The sequence below is a fragment of the Enterococcus saigonensis genome, from assembly GCF_011397115.1.
GTDB lineage: Bacteria > Bacillota > Bacilli > Lactobacillales > Enterococcaceae > Enterococcus_C > Enterococcus_C saigonensis.
In genome coordinates this window covers 2,499,425-2,518,884 of record NZ_AP022822.1, presented here as the reverse complement: position 1 = coordinate 2,518,884, position 19,460 = coordinate 2,499,425, and the positions used below count along the sequence as shown (strand labels likewise).

At 36.3% G+C, this 19,460-nt stretch carries 11 protein-coding genes and 1 pseudogene; 11 read left to right on the top strand and 1 reads right to left on the bottom strand.

Going from position 1 to position 19,460, the window contains the following annotated elements; all coding sequences use genetic code 11:
* The first annotated feature begins 296 nt into the window (after positions 1-296).
* Positions 297-3,854, top strand: a complete 3,558-nt coding sequence (locus EsVE80_RS12130) for a SpaA isopeptide-forming pilin-related protein (protein ID WP_173103919.1) — start codon at positions 297-299, stop codon at positions 3,852-3,854.
* Between the two features lie 208 nt (positions 3,855-4,062).
* Here EsVE80_RS12130 and EsVE80_RS12125 read toward each other — a convergent pair whose 3' ends face one another.
* Positions 4,063-4,656 (bottom strand): TetR/AcrR family transcriptional regulator, encoded by a 594-nt coding sequence (locus EsVE80_RS12125; protein WP_232061206.1) that lies wholly within the window; start codon positions 4,654-4,656, stop codon positions 4,063-4,065.
* Between the two features lie 118 nt (positions 4,657-4,774).
* Here EsVE80_RS12125 and EsVE80_RS12120 point away from each other — a divergent pair, with 118 nt between their 5' ends.
* The 10 genes and pseudogenes from EsVE80_RS12120 to EsVE80_RS12075 all read left to right on the top strand — a co-directional run bounded on the left by EsVE80_RS12120 (position 4,775) and on the right by EsVE80_RS12075 (position 19,338).
* The gene (locus EsVE80_RS12120) at positions 4,775-5,476 is read left to right on the top strand and encodes an ABC transporter ATP-binding protein (protein ID WP_173103918.1); all 702 of its coding nucleotides are present in this window, start codon (positions 4,775-4,777) and stop codon (positions 5,474-5,476) included.
* A gap of 10 nt (positions 5,477-5,486) precedes the next feature.
* Positions 5,487-9,248 carry an FtsX-like permease family protein gene (locus EsVE80_RS12115; RefSeq protein ID WP_173103917.1) on the top strand — a complete coding sequence of 1,254 codons (3,762 nt, stop codon included), beginning with the start codon at positions 5,487-5,489 and terminating at the stop codon, positions 9,246-9,248.
* 205 nt (positions 9,249-9,453) lie between these two features.
* Positions 9,454-10,383 (top strand): amidohydrolase family protein, encoded by a 930-nt coding sequence (locus EsVE80_RS12110; RefSeq protein WP_173103916.1) that lies wholly within the window; start codon positions 9,454-9,456, stop codon positions 10,381-10,383.
* A 548-nt stretch (positions 10,384-10,931) separates the two neighbouring features.
* The gene (locus EsVE80_RS12105) at positions 10,932-12,122 is read left to right on the top strand and encodes an IS256-like element ISLgar5 family transposase (RefSeq protein ID WP_002299749.1); all 1,191 of its coding nucleotides are present in this window, start codon (positions 10,932-10,934) and stop codon (positions 12,120-12,122) included.
* A gap of 133 nt (positions 12,123-12,255) precedes the next feature.
* Entirely contained in the window at positions 12,256-14,445 is a 2,190-nt protein-coding gene (locus EsVE80_RS12100) for an ATP-dependent nuclease (protein ID WP_173103915.1), read from the top strand.
* Positions 14,442-16,218: pseudogene (locus tag EsVE80_RS12095) on the top strand (UvrD-helicase domain-containing protein). The gene EsVE80_RS12100 and the pseudogene EsVE80_RS12095 overlap by 4 nt, the downstream one beginning before the upstream one ends.
* A gap of 199 nt (positions 16,219-16,417) precedes the next feature.
* A complete protein-coding gene (locus EsVE80_RS12090) occupies positions 16,418-16,732 on the top strand; it encodes a YdcP family protein (RefSeq protein WP_000421279.1) in 315 nt (104 codons plus the stop codon).
* 20 nt (positions 16,733-16,752) lie between these two features.
* Positions 16,753-17,130, top strand: coding sequence for a YdcP family protein (locus EsVE80_RS12085; protein WP_001234191.1), 378 nt, complete (start codon positions 16,753-16,755; stop codon positions 17,128-17,130).
* A 9-nt stretch (positions 17,131-17,139) separates the two neighbouring features.
* Positions 17,140-17,913 (top strand): Mom family adenine methylcarbamoylation protein, encoded by a 774-nt coding sequence (locus EsVE80_RS12080; RefSeq protein WP_000185761.1) that lies wholly within the window; start codon positions 17,140-17,142, stop codon positions 17,911-17,913.
* Positions 17,914-17,934: 21 nt separating this feature from the next.
* Positions 17,935-19,338, top strand: a complete 1,404-nt coding sequence (locus EsVE80_RS12075) for an FtsK/SpoIIIE domain-containing protein (protein ID WP_001130244.1) — start codon at positions 17,935-17,937, stop codon at positions 19,336-19,338.
* Positions 19,339-19,460 lie beyond the last annotated feature (122 nt).

Sequence of the window (19,460 nt, the reverse complement as noted above, 5' to 3'; positions counted from 1 at the left end):
ATTTCTAATAGAAAAGCAGTTGTCCAAACAAGGCCAAAGGGTCTTTGATTCACGGAGAATAAATTTTTATAACAAGACTGGAGCAAATTTTTCGCCCCAGTCTTGTTTTTGTTATTTTATTTTCCCGCTTTTAATTAAGAAGGATAGTCAGAGATAATTTAATAAAACAAAGACGCTTTAAAAGAAGTCATTAAAATAAAAAAAATATATGTATTTTGGTTAGAAAAATTTAGTAATCGCAATTACTTGAAAGAATCTTTTCATGGCTATATACTCCCTCAAAAGGAGGAATTGCGATGGAAAGGAAAATTGAAAAGTTAGGGAAAATGTTGTTTGTTGGAATATTACTCTTTCCAATTGTTTTATCTGTTATTTTTTCTCATTCTGTATCAGCGGCTGACAAGCCACTAAGGTTAGCATTTAAACCACAGCCTACTAAGGTGCTTGACCAAGGAGAATTAGTGGTTTCGACCACAAACCCAGAAGAATTAGAACTTCAGGTGACACCTAGTACAGGTTTTAGCCTAACCCAAGAAAGTGTACATTCCGAAAGCGTGACGTATCATTATCAAGCCAATAAAGTTGGGGAGTATGTAATCGCCGCTGTGCAATCAGGTGAAAAAGAAGAAACAGAAAAAGTAACCGTCTCGATCACACAAGCTACTGTTCAAAATTCATCATCTCATGAGACAACAGGTGCCAAAGCGTCTACGAACCCAGAAATAAAGAATAGCCAAGCACAAGATTCTAGTGTTACCCGCGATACGACAGCAGATATTTTGAAAAATACAACGGAAAGTTCGAGTAGTCTACCAATTAAAAAGGCCAATGATACCGGCATTGTTAGAGGGGCAGTGGTTCGCCCGCTTCCGACTTCAGATGAAGATAAATTAAGTAATCTTTGGTATTATAATGCCTATTTAACCGGACAACATTCTGCGAATATGGCTGATACGGAAGGTGCCATTGCAGTTAAAGGAGATAGTGTTTTCCCGGACGATTTGCAAACGTTTACTTACGGTGCTTCTTTTCGGGAAATAAATACCACAATTGGTGATCCTATTCGAGAAGATCAATTTGTAAATGTTCTGATCGGAGGAAAAATTGATAATCGTGCCACTAGTGAATGGGTAAAACCAGTCGTGGAAAATCGAACAACCAACGGTAAAACACAGGGCTGGTTGGTTGGTCGATTAAGTATGAATGATTGGATTTACAAAAATTTAGGAGAATGGTTTTCTGCGGTTGCGTATAAAACGAGTGATAATGTGATAGATGGCGCCTTTTCCAGTTTGCAAATGCAACAAGATCAGTTGACAGAAAAGTTGGATCAATTAACAAATAACTTGGGTGCTAAAGTTTATCAAGGTTCTGGAATTCAATTAATTGAATCTGCGCGTGATTCACGCGTCCTAATTTTAAAAATGGATCAGGCAACGGATCCTTTAGAGATTAAAACATTGGCAATTCCAGCAGCGTACTTACAAGGAGATCGCTACAAACAAATTATTGTGACCTCATCGGCTACAAAAATTATTATGAATGGCACAAGTATTGCTGGAGCTTTTCAACAAGAAAGCGGCACTTATCGTGAATTGGCAAGTAAAGTTTCTTTTTACTTACCCAACGCCCAAAGCATTACAAATTATCTTGAAGATGACGGTAGCTATCCGGATACTTCTTTGCCCGGAATAACAAATAATGGTGCAGACAATTATGGAAAAGACAATGGTAAAAACTATTATCATAGTTTTACTATTGGGAGTATCATCGCACCAAAAGCAACAGTGGTATATCATTCTGGAAGTATCAATGGCTATGTCTTTGTAAAGAATCTTCATCAACGTGATGGTATGGAAATTCACAATTTTTATAATCCGTGGTTACCAGAAATAGAGCAAGAAAAACAAGGAGAAGTTCTGTTACAAAAAGAAGATAGTCAAAACCATACTGTTTTAGCTGGAGCCGAGTTTGGTATTCGAAAAAAAGGTGCAACAAATTTTATTGCCGTTAAAGAAACAAATGCGCAAGGGAATCTAACCTTTAGTGATTTGGCGTATGGCGATTATGAAATTATTGAAACAAAAGCACCGGCAGGTTACGCGCTATCAACGACAATCCATTCAGTAGTAATAAGTGAAGAAAAGCCGACCATTCATTTAACGTTAGAAAATCGGAAAAAGACAGTTGCCCGCGTAAAAATTCAAGTTCATAAAGTTGATGCTGATACTCACGAAGCGTTAGCTGGAGCAGTCTTTGGGTTAAGAGGTTTACGGGAGCATAAGTTTTTTAAAGCGGAAACGAACACAAAAGGCAATGCAGAATTTGAAAATCTTATCCCAGGTTACTATGAGTTAGTAGAATTAACTTCACCAAGTGGCTACCAAGTTGATCGGCATCCACAAATTATCTATGTGGGAGAAAATCAAAAAAAAGCTGTGATAGAGGTTTCTAATAAAGTACAAGAAATAAAAAAAGGAAGTATTCAATTAACTAAGATTGATTCTTTAACTGGAGAACCGCTAGCCGGTGTGAAATTTGGTGTGAGAGAATTCGGTCAACGAGATTTTATTAGTAAAGAAACTGATCATAATGGGAACGTCAAATTCACAGATTTAAATGCCGGTGCTTTTTATACAGTTGCAGAATTACACTCTTTACCTGGCTATGAATTGACTCCACACCCGCTAGTGATACACGTAAACGAAGATGGACAAATGGTCAATTTAGGAAAATGGAGCAACAAAAAGACAACCATCAAAAAAGGCAGTCTGAAGATTCTAAAGTCTGATCAAGAAAGTGGGCAACCTTTACAAGGGGCAGTTTTTGGTGTCCGTGCACTTGGTCAAAAAGAGTATATGGAACAAAAAACTAATTCCAATGGGGAAGCATATTTTAACGAATTGGCCCAAGGTATTTATGAAGTCCGAGAATTACAAGCACCATCTGGATATAATGCGACTAATCTAGTCAAAAAAGTCAGCGTTGGCTATGACAAAGAAACTAATGTCACGGTAGAAAAATGGACCAATCATAAAACGCCACTTCAGCTAGGCAGTGGTAAGATTATTAAAACTGACGAAAATGGAGTGCCGTTAGCTGGCGCAGAATTCGCAATTCGCAATGAGCATCAACGTGATTTTAATCAGCACACAAAAACGAATGAACAAGGAGAAGCTTACTTTGATAATCTTCCTTTTGGTAAATATGATGTTATAGAGACAAAAGCTCCTGATGGCTACCAAGCCGATGGAAAACTTTATCATCTTTTTGTTAGCGATAAAGAAACAGATGAACAAACAATAACTATAATAAATCAAAAAAAGGGTAGTAGTACAGGTCAAGTAGCCCTTGAAAAGAGAGATGAGGATACAAAAGAAGTAATGTCCGGAGTGGTCTTCGCGTTAGAAAAGTCAGATGGTACATTACTTAACACATACAAAACAGATAAAAATGGTCGCATTTTCGTCAAAGACCTTGCTTTTGGCCGCTACCAATTTGTGGAGAAAAAAACATTACCAGGCTATGAATTGGATTCCACACCGTTAGCTTTTGTGATTACACATGAAAATGAAGCGCAGGTACTTTTTTTGCAAATGTCAAATAAGAAAGAACCAACAACAGAATCAACAACGGAATCACCAACGGAATCAACAACGGAACCAACAATAGAATCAAGCACAACCGCAACTGATACAACAAAGACACCGATATCTACTACAACAACTACATCAAATTCGTCCAACAAGAATCGTTATCCCCACACTGGCGATCAGCCAAATTGGTATTTACGCATTAGTGGTTTGGGCATGATAGTAGCTGTAGCCTATCTCTTTTATCGTAAAAGAAGATAAGTAGTTGCAATAAGTAAAAAAGTTCAACTTACTTTTAAAGTAGGTTGAACTTTTTTACTTTCATAATTAAGACTGACTGCATATACAGGTAACGTAAATCACTATGATGTTATAGTTTAGCACTTTTTTATGATGATTAGTTTATCAGAAGATGATTCGTACTTTTTGCAGGATTAACGATACAGCTTGGAATTTAACTGGAAAAAAATCACAATAAAAGTTCATTTGGTGACAGATGTTTGGTGAGGTCAATCATCCGTCCTATTTCTTCGGGAGATTCAACGCCTCCTTTGTGAATCCAAACCATGATGATTGCGACAATGCTAGATAATAGAATTTCAATCGCATATTCTTCTGGAATTCCTTTTTTGGAAAAATGTAACGGATCAAAGGTATCGATTTTCGCTAAGAGTGTTTCTTTCATGACCTCTTTGATAAGTGTAGGGAAATTAGGATCCCCACCTTTTTCTGATAGAGCAGAGATAAAATTGAAATCTTCTTTTAAATAATATAAAGCTTTTACGATGCGATCGTAAGGGATTAAATCAAATGACTGGTCAGATATTTTTGGTTGTGTAGCGGTATCTAACAGCATAATTTGTTTCAAATCATAGATAACTTCCATTTCTAACTTTTCCATTAAATCATATTTATCAACGTAATGGAGATAGAATGTTCCACGATTAATGTCAGCTCCTCGTGAAATATCACTGACTGTTAAATTGTCAAACCCTTTTGTATTTAATAAATGAATAAAAGTTTCTCTAATGTCATTTTTTGTTGAAGTGTGGCGTCTTTTCAAAATAAGTCCCCCTTAAATGAACACTTTTCAATATTGTGTCAATTGCATGTTTTGATAACTCATTCTATACTGAAATCATTCTTAAATCAACACGATGTTTTAATAAGGGGTGGATACGATGAGTTATATCGAAGTAAAAAACAGTTGGAAACGTTATAAAATGGGTGACACAATCATTGCGGCCAATAACGATGTCAGTTTTGAAGTTGAAAAAGGTGAACTGGCCATTATTTTAGGGGCCTCCGGTGCAGGAAAATCAACGATGTTAAATATTTTAGGCGGTATGGATAGCAATGATGAAGGGCAGATTTTTATTGATGGCAAAGATATTTCAAACTATAATGCCAAACAATTAACCCGTTATCGTCGCGAAGATGTCGGTTTTGTTTTTCAGTTTTATAATCTCGTGCCTAACTTAACTGCTAAGGAAAATGTTGAATTAGCTTCTGAAATTGTAGAAGGGGCAGCAGATCCAGTTACTACGTTAAAGAATGTCGGTTTAGCCAATCGAGTGAATAATTTTCCGGCACAACTTTCTGGTGGGGAACAACAACGAGTTTCCATTGCGCGGGCAGTGGCCAAAAATCCAAAGATTCTATTATGTGACGAACCTACAGGGGCCCTGGACTATGAAACAGGAAAACAAGTTCTTCAAATTTTACAAGACATGAGCCGGGTTCAAGGTGCAACAGTGATTATTGTAACGCACAATACGGCGATTGCCCCAATTGCTGACCGCGTCATTCGAATGCGAGATGCCAAGGTTCAAAGCGTTGATCTGAACCCAAACCCAACGGCAATTGCAGACATAGAATGGTAGGTGACGCGATATGAAGAAGAAAATGCTTTGGAAGGATGTTTTTAAATCCATCTCAAAGTCTAAAGGACGATTCTTTTCGATATTTGGATTGATGTTATTAGGTTCTTTTGCCTTGGTAGGATTGAAAGTAACCGGACCTGACATGCGGGCAACAGGTGAAAACTATGTAAACAAGTTAAATAGTGCTGATATTACCGTGATTAGCCCCCTTGGGTTGGACAATAACGATGTAAAGACCATTAATAAAGCAGAAGGTACGCAACATATTGAGTACGGCTACTTAAAGGACGTCGTCACAAAAGGTAGTGATGAAGGGATTCGCCTTTATTCTATGGGAGAAGACTTGTCAGGATACCATTTGGTGAAAGGGCAATTACCAAAAAAAGAGAATGAAATTGCCTTAGACAATAATCATAACGGAAAATACAAGATTGGTGACACCTATAAAGTAACTGAAAAAGCCGACGCTACTGGAACGAAAATTTTGAAAACCAATGCATTTAAAATTGTCGGTTTCGTCTATTCAGCAGAGATTCTTTCCAATATCAATATGGGTCAGTCTACAGCCGGCAGCGGGGAATTAAAAGGATATGGTGTTGTTACCCCGGATACGTTTGATTCCCAATACTATATGCTTGCTAGAATGAGCTTTAAAGACACCGCTAATGTTAATCCTTATTCAGATGAATATACGGATAAAATCCAAGCCCATAAAGATTCATTAAGTGAGTTGTTAAAAGACCAACCAGAAATTCGGTTAGCGGATATTCAGCAAGAGTATCAGAAACAGATTGATGATGGGCAGAAAAAAATTGATGATGCGAAAAAACAATTAGCTGATGCCAAAGAACAATTGGCCTCTGGTGAGCTGAAAATAACAGACGGTCGAAAACAGATTCAGCAAGCTCAAGATGCTATCAGCCAAGGAGAAACTCAATTAGCTAGTGCCCAAGAAGCTTTGACTACCGGGAAAACAACCTTAGCTGAAAAATGGAACCAACTGCAAGCCGCAAAAAGTCAGTTGGATGCCGCAAAAAGTTCATTAGATGCGGGGGCTGCACATTTGTCTGAAGGTGCAAATGCGATTGCCAATGGAAAAAGCCAACTGGCTACGGGTCAAAATCAGATTACTAAAAAAGAATCTGAGCTAGCAACAGCGAAACAAGAATATGAAGCTAAAAAATCTGAACTTGATACTGCCCAAACCAACTACAATGCGGGTAAGGTGAAGTATGATGCAGCAGAAAAAGAAATTAGCAACAGTGAGAAACAACTAAATGAAGGAAAAGCAAAATACGAGACGGGCTTAAAACAATTATCTAATGGCATCAATCAAGCCAATGCCGGATTGGCTCAAATTGAGCAACAATTGGCAGCAATCGACAAAGCCTTGGCGCAACCCAACTTGCCAGAAGACCAAAAACAACAATTAGAAGCGCAACAACAAGCACTGAATCAGAAAAAAGCAGAAGTTCAGCAGCAAGTGACGGAGTTGACAGCCAAACAAAGCGCTACGCAAGCAGAATATGATGCGTTTAAGACAAACACTTATGATCCGGGTATGGCTAAAGTAGCCGCTGCTAAAAAAGAACTGGCAGCTCAAAAGCAAGCACTGGATCAGGCCGCTGCTAAAATCAGTGCCGGCCAACAACAGCTTGCCAAAGCCCAAGCTCAAATTAATAATGGAGAGCAACAATTAGCAGCAGCTAAACAAAGTATCGCAGCAAACCAACAAGTCTTAGCCGAAAAACAACAACAGTATCAAGCAGCTTTGACTCAGTATAATAATGGTCAAGCAAGCTATAAACAAAATCAAGCAACCTATTATGCTGGCTTAGCCGAATGGACAAAAGGCGTAGAGACGCTAGATACGAAATCAGCGGAATACCAAGCAAATAAAGATAAATTAGCCGCTGCTAAGTCTGAATTGGCAAGCAAGGAGACGGATTTATCAGCCGCAAAAGATGAATTGGCTGAAAAGCAAAAAGAGTTTGATGAAAAAGAACCCGATGCCGAAAAAGAAATCAAAGACGCCGAAGAAAAGCTAAACGACGCTCAAGAAACCTTAGATAAGTTGAAAGCACCGGTTTATAGCTTGAATAGTCGCCGTGAGATTCCCGGGAGTGTCGGCTATAAGATGTATAGCACAATCTCTGAAATTGTGGATGCCTTAGCCAATGTTTTTCCGATTTTCTTGTACTTTGTGGCAGCCTTGGTCACTTCGACTACGATGGCGCGTTTTGTTGACGAAGAACGAATTAATTCAGGAACCTTGAAGGCTTTGGGCTACTCCAATAAAGATGTGTTGAAGAAATTTACTTTTTATGGCTTAGTATCAAGTCTCTTGGGAACGATTATTGGGATTATCCTTGGGCATACGCTATTACCATTCATTGTTTATAACGCCTATCATGATGGGTTTGTTTTCCAAAATATTGAATGGCATTTTAACCCATGGATTTCATTAGTAGCCATTTTGTTAGCGGTCATTAGTTCAATTGTGCCTGCCTGGTTAGTTGCAGCCAAGGAACTAAAGGAAAAACCAGCGCAATTGTTATTACCTAAACCACCAGCAGCTGGCTCTAAAATTCTATTAGAAAGAATTCCTTTCATTTGGAATAAAATGAGTTTCACTCACAAAGTAACTGCTCGAAATATTTTCCGTTACAAAAAGCGGATGTTGATGACAATTTTTGGTGTAGCCGGAGCGGTGGCATTACTATTTGCTGGATTTAGTGTACAACACTCAATTGGTGGGATTAGTGAGCGCCAATTTGGAGAGATTATTCACTATGATATGATCGTCGCTGAAAATGACCGACTACTAGACAAACAAAAAATCGAAATAGCAGATCAATTGCAAGAGACTGCAGTGAAGGAGTCTCTAGGAATCCACTATGAGGCAATGAGTAAAATAGCAGGAGACAACAAAGATGCCCAAGAAATTAAGCTGATTGTTCCCAGTGAGAAGGACCAATTAAAAAATTATGTGACATTGGATAATCGTAAAACGGGCGCCTCTTTGAAACTCCCAGATGATGGTGTGATTATCTCAGAACGATTGGCGAAATTGTTGAATGTAGAAACAGGGGATACAGTCACACTGAAGGACGCGAATAATGTTAGTCACAAGATGAAAGTTAACGAAATTACCGAGATGTATATGGGACACTTTGCCTTTACTAGCAAAGCCGGCTACGAACATATCTTTGGAACAGACTACCAAACGAATGCCTATTTAGTGAATTTAGAAAATAACTCTATTAGCAATACAGAAAAACAAGCAGCAAAATTCATGAATCTTGCGGGTGTTGAGGGGGTCGTTCAAAATACGACTTCGATTAATCAAGTTCACACCATTGTGAATTCTTTAAATAAAATCATGAAGGTTTTAATTGTAATTGCTGCCTTATTGGGGATTGTAATCTTGTATAACTTAACCAATATCAATGTCTCAGAGCGGATTCGTGAATTATCGACAATTAAAGTTCTCGGTTTTTATGACAAAGAAGTGACGATGTATATCTACCGGGAGACGATTCTTTTAACGATACTCGGGGTACTAGCAGGTTTTGGCGTAGGGGAGATACTACATCAATATATCATCACAGTTGTGCCACCAGATGATGTGATGTTCAATCCAGCTTTAGGGGGAGGAAGCTTCTTGATTCCGGCATTGATTATTGCAATAGTGACGACAATCTTGGGATTTGTTGTCAACCATCGCTTGAAGAATGTGGATATGTTAGAAGCGTTGAAGTCAGTCGATTAATTTCTAACCAACTAGCAGGAACTATTTATTGAAGAAACGTGATTTGAGACTGCTTTCTAAAATAAACACTTCCAGAAAAAGATAGTTTTTTCTGGAAGTGCAATTTTTAAGGGGACAAAAAACGAAAGTGACTACTTAGGTCAATGATATTTATTGGCTATAAGGTAGAAGTTAAGTTGCATTTTTAGAAAGGTTGAGAAAAAACATGAAGAGTATTGATTTACACACACATTATTTACCAAAAGGCTATGTAGCTGCTTTGGAAAAACATATTCCAGGAAATCCAGATGGCTGGCCAACACCAAGTTGGAGAATTGAAGATACGTTAGAGTTGATGGAAAAACAAGACATTGAATATTCAGTGTTATCACTTTCTTCTCCTCATATTAATTTTGGTTCACGCAATGAGACCATTGAATTGGCAGAAGAAGCCAATGAACTAGGAAAAGAATTGTCAGAAAAATATCCAGATCAGATTGGCTATTTTGCGTCATTACCATTGCCTTACGTTAATGAAACGCTAAAGGCGATAAAACGAGCAACCAATAAACAAAAGGCATTAGGATTTACGGTCCCTACCAACTCAAGAGGAGCGTATTTTGGTTCAGAAGTATTTGATGAAGTATACGAACAATTAAATGAACAAAACGCAATTGTTGCGCTACATCCGAATCAGCCACAATTACCGTTAAACGCAACGATTGATTTACCGATTCCTTTGATGGGCTTTTTCTTTGATACGACGATGACAATACTAAAATTATTTCAAACCCACTTTTTTGAAAAGTATCCTGACATCAAATTAATCGTACCTCATGCAGGCGCAGTGATGCCGATTTTGACGGATCGCGTAGCAGGGTATTTTCGAAATGTAGAAGGAATTGATGTTTACGATATCAGCAAAAAACTATATTTTGATACTGCTGGCCGTGTTTTACCACGTCAATTACCAGCACTAATGACACTAGCTGATTCAAATCATATCGTTTATGGCAGTGACGCACCATACACGGATAGAAAATCGGTTGAATTGTTACATCAAGAACTCATTCAAACAACTCTAATATCAGAAGAGGAAAAACAAAAAATATTCTATCAAAATGGAAATATGTTACTGAATCGTCCTTTTAAATGAGAAAAAGTAGTAAAAGACTACGTAGTTCCTATAATAGTTGTAATTTTTTTGTAGGTTTTAAAGTAAGAGTAATGTGATCTTACAAAAAGAGTAGAGAAAAAAGTCCTTGTCAGCCATCAATAGCTGACAAGGACTTTTTTTATACATGATACATACATGGTAGAAGCTTATTCCCACTCTGTTTTCAACGTAAAGTGTATAAAACAGAATGCGATACTATCAAGGGAGTTAAAACAATATACAGAACAGTAAAACACTATAAATAAAAATAAAAGTGCAATAAAAGTGCAATTTTTGCACCTAATCATACTCTGTTTATATATGAAAACTAGATTCTGAATCCAATATTTGGTTAACGAGAGGCGTTCGAATTTGAACGTCTTTTATATATTACTTTCAAATAAATATGAGGTAGAATACTATCTATTTTCTTTTTAACCCAATTGTTATAATGGAGAGTGTAAAATATTTTGTGTAAATAGAAAAAAGGAAGTCCCTTCTGTAGAATAGAGTTACCACAACACATTCACAGAAGAGAGGACTTCCCTATGAACGATTTTACTACAGAAATTCTAAAGACTCTAGCGAACAAAGGCGATTTGAATGAATTATTCCGTGTCCATTTGGAGAAAGCAGTCAATACGCTTCTCAAAACGGAGTTAACGGCTTTCCTAGATTACGAAAAGTATGATCGCATTGGTTTTAACACGGGTAATTCTCGTAACGGCTCCTATGACCGTACGGTCAAGACCGAGTATGGGGAACTTCATCTCCAGATTCCGCGCGACCGCAATGGTGAGTTCAAGCAACAGACTGTTCCTGCTTATAGACGGACGAATGACACGTTAGAGGAGACCGTCATTCACCTCTTCCGAAAAGGTATTACCATGTCGGAAATCGCAGACTTGATTGAGAAAATGTATGGGCATTACTACACGCCCCAAACCATGTCCAATATAACAAAATCATTTACAGAAGAGGTAACGGCGTTTAAAGGGCGGGAGCTTCATGACCGTTATGCTGCTATTTATATGGACGCAACGTATATTCCGTTAAAGCGGAAAACCGTCGCCAAGGAAGCTATTCATATCGCAGTTGGCATTCGCCCGGACGGATCAAAGGAAGTATTGAGCTATGCGATTGCACCGACTGAATCCATCACGATTTGGGAGGAAATTTTATTGGACCTTCAAGAGCGCGGTTTGAAAAATGTCCTCCTGTTCATCACGGATGGCTTAAAGGGGATGGTAGGAGCGATTAGTCGGTTCTATCCCAAAGCTCGTTTTCAACATTGTTGTGTACACGTTTCCCGTAATATCAGTCACAAAGTGCGTGTCGATGATCGTAAGGAAGTCTGTGATGATTTTAAAATGGTGTATCAAGCCTCATCTAAAGAGGTGGCGTTGGAAGCACGTGGTGCTTTTGCGGAAAAATGGAAAACCAGCTATCCAAAAGTGGTTGAATCGATTCTTTCGAACGATCACTTGCTCACTTTCTATGATTTCCCCTTGGCCATACGCAAGAGTATTTATTCTACGAACTTGATTGAATCCTTTAATAAGCAAATCAAGAAATACAGCCACCGCAAGGAACAGTTCCAAAACGAAGAGTCGATGGAACGTTTCTTAGTCTCGTCTTTTGATACTTACAACCAAAAATTCCTAGGTCGCAGTCATAAAGGCTTTCAACAGGCCGAAGGCGAACTTGAACAAATGCTAAGCCAACTGATTGAGAATTAGAAACAATCTGCAGTAGGGAAGAATCATTTACACAAAATTATTGACGCTCCCTTATAATGAGAACTTTTACTAACATAATTTATGATAAACTTACTATATAATCATATTAATTAAATAGTTAGGAGATCTGCTTATGTTTATATCTACTCTTCAAATTCGAAATTTTAGAAATTATGAATCCGAAATCTTTCGATTCGATAATGAGACAAATACTATTATAGGTGAGAATGATTCAGGGAAAACCAATGCTCTTACTGCATTGAGAATCTTATTAGATGATAGTTATTACTATAGTAGTAAAACACTGAAAGAATCAGATTTTTTTTATGGAATTCAAAATGGGTGGCAAGGGCATTGGATTATTATCTCTGCGACATTTGAAGGAATCAGCGAAGAAGAATTTGACAATGAGATTTGTGCTTCCATTTCTTTAAATTCTGAAAGTCAAACAATCTTAGAAGAATTGATTTCAAATGCAGATAAAGGTGTAGGTAGTATTTCTCTATTTATTAGACCTAACAAAGCTATTAGAAAGCAATTATTTGATATTTCCACTGAATTAGACTCTCATCAATTTAACGAATTTAGAAATTCTATTCGTCTATCCGACTATGAATTTTACTACACATCTAAATCAAATCTAAATTTCTGTATCAATGAAAATTATGATAAATTGGTAGGAAGACTCAATGACAATATAGCTAGTAATCCTGAAGAAGACGATGAAGCTCTTTTGGGCTCAAGAATTGACATGTCAGATATTTTCAAGCATATTTCGGTTGTTTATGTTGACGCTCTTCGAGATGTTCTTAGAGAAATGAAAAACAATCGAAACCCTGTCAAAAGAATCATGGAAACAATTGAATCAAAAATATCATCAGATAATGTTGAGTCATTAAAAACAATTATACAGCAATTAAATGAGACTATTACCAGTGTTCCTGAAATTAGGAAAATTGGCGAAAATATTAATCGGCAACTAAATAGCATAATTGGTTCAGTGTATTCTCCTAATCTTCTTCTTTCCTCAACTATGTCAGATGATATGGGTTCTTTAGCAAAATTTCTTTCAATGAAGCCAGAACAAAATATCGACTTAGACTTACTAGGGTTAGGACATCTAAATATGATTTATTTAGCTTTGAAAATAGTCGAATTTGAAGCGTGTCGTTCAAGAGAACTACTTAATATTATGTTGATTGAAGAACCAGAAGCTCATATTCATCATCATATTCAAAAAACTCTGTTCGAAGGATTAAATCTTCAAAAAAACTATACTCAGATTCTCATGACCACACATTCTGTACATTTAGCTGAAGTGTCTGAAATATCTCGGATGAATGTATTAAAATCGTTTAATGGCAAATCTATCGTTATGAATCCAGCAAATAATCTGAACTCATTTGCTAAAGAAAAGTTAAAAAAGAACAATCTAAATCTAATAAACGCAGTAGAGAGATATTTAGATGTTAAAAGAAATGGATTGCTTTTTTCTAAAGGTGTTATCTTAGTTGAAGGAGATGCTGAAGAAATACTTATTCCTCAAATAGTAAAAAAATTATTTGGTATAAACTTAGACGAACTTGGAATAGGTTTGATTAATGTTGGTAGTACTTCGTTTGAATATATCGCTAGCTTGTTTGACGATGATAGAATACAGAGAAAGTGTGCTATTGTAACTGATTTAGATGAACAGGCAATCCCATCAGAACATCGATTGTATAAAAGCACTGCACAAGAGAAAGGTCAAGCAAGAAAAGAAAAATTATCCTCCCTTTTTAATGAAAACAATTGGGTTAATTGTTTTTATGCTAATACAACATTTGAAATTGAGTTTTTAGATGTGAATAAAGAAAATATTCTAACTTATGTCAGTCCAATTATAGATGACGCATTCAAAGATAAAAAAACAATAACTGCTTATAAAGAAGAAATACAAAGTGAACAATATTTAGAAAGAAATTTAGCGATGTTAAAACTAGCCAATCATGTTGGTAAGGGGTGGTTTGCAATTGAGTTAGGTGAAAAAATTGACTTTTTAATCAAAATTCCTAAGTATATTCTTAATGCTATTGCTTTTGCATGTCAGGAAATAGTAGATCTCTCAATTTATAAAAAAATTCTACTCCATACAATCGACTTGTACGAGGAAACTACAGAATTGTCAGCTTTATCAGCTAGTTTAAAAACAAGTGATACAGCTGATTTGAATATAGCAATAATTTCTTTATTAGAGTACTTTGGTAAAGATGAGGATGTTGTGTATCTAATCAATCAGATAGAAAATTACACAAAAATACTTTATGCTGAGGTTTCAAAATGACAAATATCTTCGAAAAAATCGTAAATGATTTAAATTTAGAACAAAAAGATGTTGTGGAAAGTGAAGATAACCTTTATGTAAATGCATGTCCTGGGAGTGGGAAAACAAGGGTACTTACAAGGAAAATTGCTTACCAAGCAATTAAACACGATGGATCACTAAAAAGAATAATTGCTATCACATACACTAATAGAGCTGCTGAAGAAATTAAGGAACGCCTAAGTTTACTTAGTATAGATGATGATATTAATATTTGGGTGGGGACAATACATCAGTTTTGTCTTGAATTTATTATTTATCCTTTTAAAATGAATCTCTCAAGAGTATCAAAAGGATTTACAATTATTGATGATTATACTCAAAGAGCTTACGTCAGCCAAATTAATAATATGCTGAATTTAAATCTCAAAACGTATGAACTGAACAAAATTGATTTGTCACTTTCTCATGATTTTAAAATTAATGAAGTTCAGTATACTCAAGTTTCTGAAATGTATCACACTATGTTGGAAAAAAATAAAGAAATTGATTTTGATATGATTTTACTAGTAGCGTATAAAATTTTAACTGTAAACAGTAACGTTGCACGTAATATTGCTAGTAATATAAGGGCGATTTATGTGGATGAATTTCAAGATACTAGAGAATTACAATACAATGTAATAGCTAAATTACTTCAAAACAACCCTCAAATTCAGTCAATGTTTGTTGGAGATATTGACCAAGCAATTTATGGATCATTAGATGGTATAGCTAAATCAGTTGAAGAACTAGAAATGCTAACTAGTCACACTTTTCAATCAAAGACGCTACATGGCTGTTACAGGTCTAATCAGAGATTAGTAGACTTCTACTCTAATTTTCAGAGTTGTCCTTACGAGATTGAAAGCAGAGGGAATAATAAAAACGACCGTGGTTTTATAAGTTATGATTGCAAAGTTACTAAGGAGGATTTACCCAACATAATAAAAAATATAATAAAGGAAAAGATTGAAAGCGGCATTCATGAAAAAGATATTTGTGTACTTGCTCCTCAACACTATCCTCTGTTTTCACTGGGTGAGTATTTAAAGAAAGAATTACCGTATTGCAATTTTGATGCTATAAATATATCACCAATTAAGGTAAATAATCATAGTTTATTTTTCAAGTTAGCAATTTTGTACTTTACTGAATCAGGTGAAAAGGTTCGAAGAAGAAAGCTAATTGCAAACGATATTTTAATTATATTAAAAAATGAATTTGGAATAGAAGTTAAAGATTATTTTATTGACTTAGATTTATTACAGCTAATAAACAGTGTGAAAAGAATGTATAGTGGAGACGACAACGGTGTTGATTTATACAAATTTGTTACCAAACATATATTTGTTAATCTTAATATTGACGAGAAAAATTACCCGTCTATTTTTTATTAACGAAGTAGAAGATCGGATAAAAAATAATTCATTATCTAGTAGTGTATCTAGTTTTAAGAAGATGTTTAAATCTCGAGATGGTATCACACTTACTACAGCACATAAAGTTAAAGGAAATGAGTATGATACTGTTATCGCTATTAATCTTCTAAACGGGAAAATTCCTCATTGGAATGAAATTTTTAATGTTTCTGATAAAGGAATTAGTTCAGCGAGAAAACTACTATACGTAATTTGTTCAAGAGCAAAAAATAATTTATTTCTTTTCTCAGAGGTGGGTTATTTTACGAGTAAAGGAGACTTGCTTTATCCCACTCAATTATTAGATAAAATAGAATTTGATTATAATATTTAAAATACCTAGGTAGTCGTTGTTTTAAATATAGTAGGAATCGGACGCTCAGTACGGAGCGTCTATTTTTTTACCCAATTTTGAAAGGAAGTGAACTTATGAAAATAAAAAATCAAGAATCAAAAGGTCGCTCTCCCCCCTTTAAAACCATCACACAAATAAGATTCATTCAAACATAAAAACAGAAAGGATAGGTAAAAATATGGAACTTAAATATGTCATTCCCAATATGGAAAAAACATTTGGACAATTAGAATATGCTGGTGAAGGGAACATTGAACAACGTCGAATAAATGGCAGACCAACCATTCTCTCTCGTAGTTACAATTTATACTCAACGATTCAACGAGCAGATGATATTGTTGTCATTCTTCCCTCCGAAGCTGGCGAGAAACATTTTGAATCCGACGAAAAAGTCAAACTCATCAACCCACATATTACCGCAGAAGGTTATAAAATTGGCAATCGAGGATTTACCAATTACATTATGCACGCAGACGATATGGTGAAAGCATAAGAAAGGAAAGGTGAAAAAATATGAGATTAGCAGAAGGTATTGTGATTGAAAAAGACCAGACATTTGGCACATTGAAATTTTCCGCCTTGCGTCGTGAGGTTCGTATCCAGAATGAAGATGGTACGGTTTCCGAAGAAATTAAAGAACGTACCTATGACTTAAAATCAAAAGGACAAGGACGCATGATACAAGTCAGTATCCCCGCTTCTGTTCCTTTGAAAGAATTTGACTACAACGCAGAAGTGGAATTAATCAATCCTGTGGCAGATACCGTAGCGACGGCTACTTTTCGAGGGGCAGACGTTGATTGGTACGTGAAAGCAGACGATCTTGTATTAAAAGGACAGACAAAACCTCATCAGAAATATAAAAAAGAAGCGTCCGAAAGTGAAAAATAGGTGTTGCTTATGACAAACACACCATTGATTTTGAAAGAAATTCCGAAAGATGAAGCCATTTCTTTTATTCGGCAATACCATTATTCAAAGATACTCCCTAGATTGTGTAAATACTTTCTAGGGATTTTTTCAGAAGAAAAATTATTAGGCGTTGTGGAATTAGGCTGGGGTACGCAACCCCTACAAACCATACGCAAACTCTTTCCCGACAGTTCCCTTCAAACCACAGATTATTTAGAAATTGGAAAGATGTGTTTTCTTCCAGAAATGAATCAAACCAATTATTTTGGCAGTCAAGCTCTTTCAGCTCTAATTAAGTGGTTGAAAGAACATACGGACTGTCATTTTTTATATACACTGGCAGATGGAATTGAGGGAAAATGTGGCTATGTCTATCAAGCGTCCAACTTCTTTTACTGCGGGTATTTCAAGACAAGTGTCTATCGTGATAAGCAGTCATGGGAAAAGATACACCCTCGAAGTGCTCGCCTTTTATTAGAGGAAAATGCTCGCTTTGAACAGGTAGAGAAAAAGCATTGGCTTTCCCAGGCATTTTGCGAATACAAAGGGATTGAGAAAATCAATGGACGCATGTTTCGCTATCTCTATCCGTTGACAAAAGAAGCGAAAAAACTGTTAGGACACACTCTCTATCGACGTCATTATTATCCGAAAGAAAAAAATTTACGCTTTGAAAAGCGAATCGCTTATCAGAAATATGAAGCCATTTCTCAACCAACTTTTGATAAACAGGCTCGTATCTACAATACACAATTATTTTGATAGGTGGAAAGGAGGATTTTTATGCCATTGCTTCATGACAGAGGAGAGCGAATCAAAGCCAACGATAAGCACTTGGTCTATCATTTTGTACTAATTTCATTGCTGGTAGTTTTTCTAGTCGTCCTACTCCCTTTTCATTGGAGAGCGTTACAATCGGTGAACTGGCAAGCAGTTCAGTTAGATACATTTTTCTATCAACTTCATACGCCATACTTTTGGAGCAGTATTCTCACTGCTCTTTTTGTATGCGGACTTATCAGCTGGCTTTATTATCACTATCGTATAGATTCTATAAAACAGTTAGAGCACCGTCAAAAGTTAGCTCGTATGATTTTAGAAAATCATTGGTATGAAGCCGAAGAAACTCAATCAGAGGGATTCTTTAAAGATTTACCCAGCAAGAAAACCAAACAACGAATCCGCCATTTTCCTAAAATATATTATCGAATGAAAGATGGACTAATCCATATTCATGTAGAAATCACCTTAGGGAAATATCAAGATCAGCTTTTGCACCTAGAAAACAAACTAGAAACAGGATTGTATTGTGAATTAGTGGAAAAAACGTTGAAAGATTCTTATGTAGAGTATGTCCTACTTTATGATACTATTGGCAATCGAATTGGCATTGAAGACGTGGTAGCTCAAGATGGACGTGTCAAATTGATGGAATCGGTCTATTGGGAGTTCGATTCTCTCCCTCACATGTTAATTGCTGGGGGCACTGGTAGTGGAAAATCCTATTTTATTCTCACATTGATTGAATCTCTCCTGCATACAAATGCAAAGCTTTATATTCTTGACCCTAAAAATGCTGATTTGGCAGACTTAGGGGCGGTCATGAATAATGTCTATTACCGTAAAGAAGATATGTTGGCATGTATCAATCAATTTTACGAAGATATGATTGATCGCAGTGAAACCATGAAACAACACCCTAACTATAAAACAGGAGAAAATTATGCTTATCTTGGTTTGTCTGCCAATTTTCTTATTTTTGATGAATATGTGGCAATGATGGATATGCTAGGTCGTGAAAGTACCACCGTTATTCATAAACTCAAACAAATTGTAATGTTAGGACGACAAGCAGGCTTCTTTTTAATTCTTGCCTGTCAACGTCCAGACGCAAAATATTTTAGTGATGGGATTCGGGACAACTTTAACTTCCGTGTGGCTTTGGGTCGTATGTCTGAAATGGGCTTTGGTATGATGTTCGGAAGCGATACACAAAAACAATTTTTCTTAAAACCCATCAAGGGAAGAGGTTACGTGGATACAGGAAAAAGTGTGATTAGTGAGTTTTATACACCCCTTGTACCAAAAAGGTACGATTTCTTAGGAGAAATAGGAAAAGTCATTCAAAAAAAGCAATCTGAGCCTGTACCGCACGAAGTGAAAGGTACAGGTTCAGACTTGCTTTGATTGGTGTGGCGTTAGCCACGCCAATCCTTTAGCCCCCTCTATCTAACAGGGGGGCACAAATACAACTGAAAACAGGCAATTCTCATCAACCAATGTTGATGGTACAAAGGATTGCGGAAAAT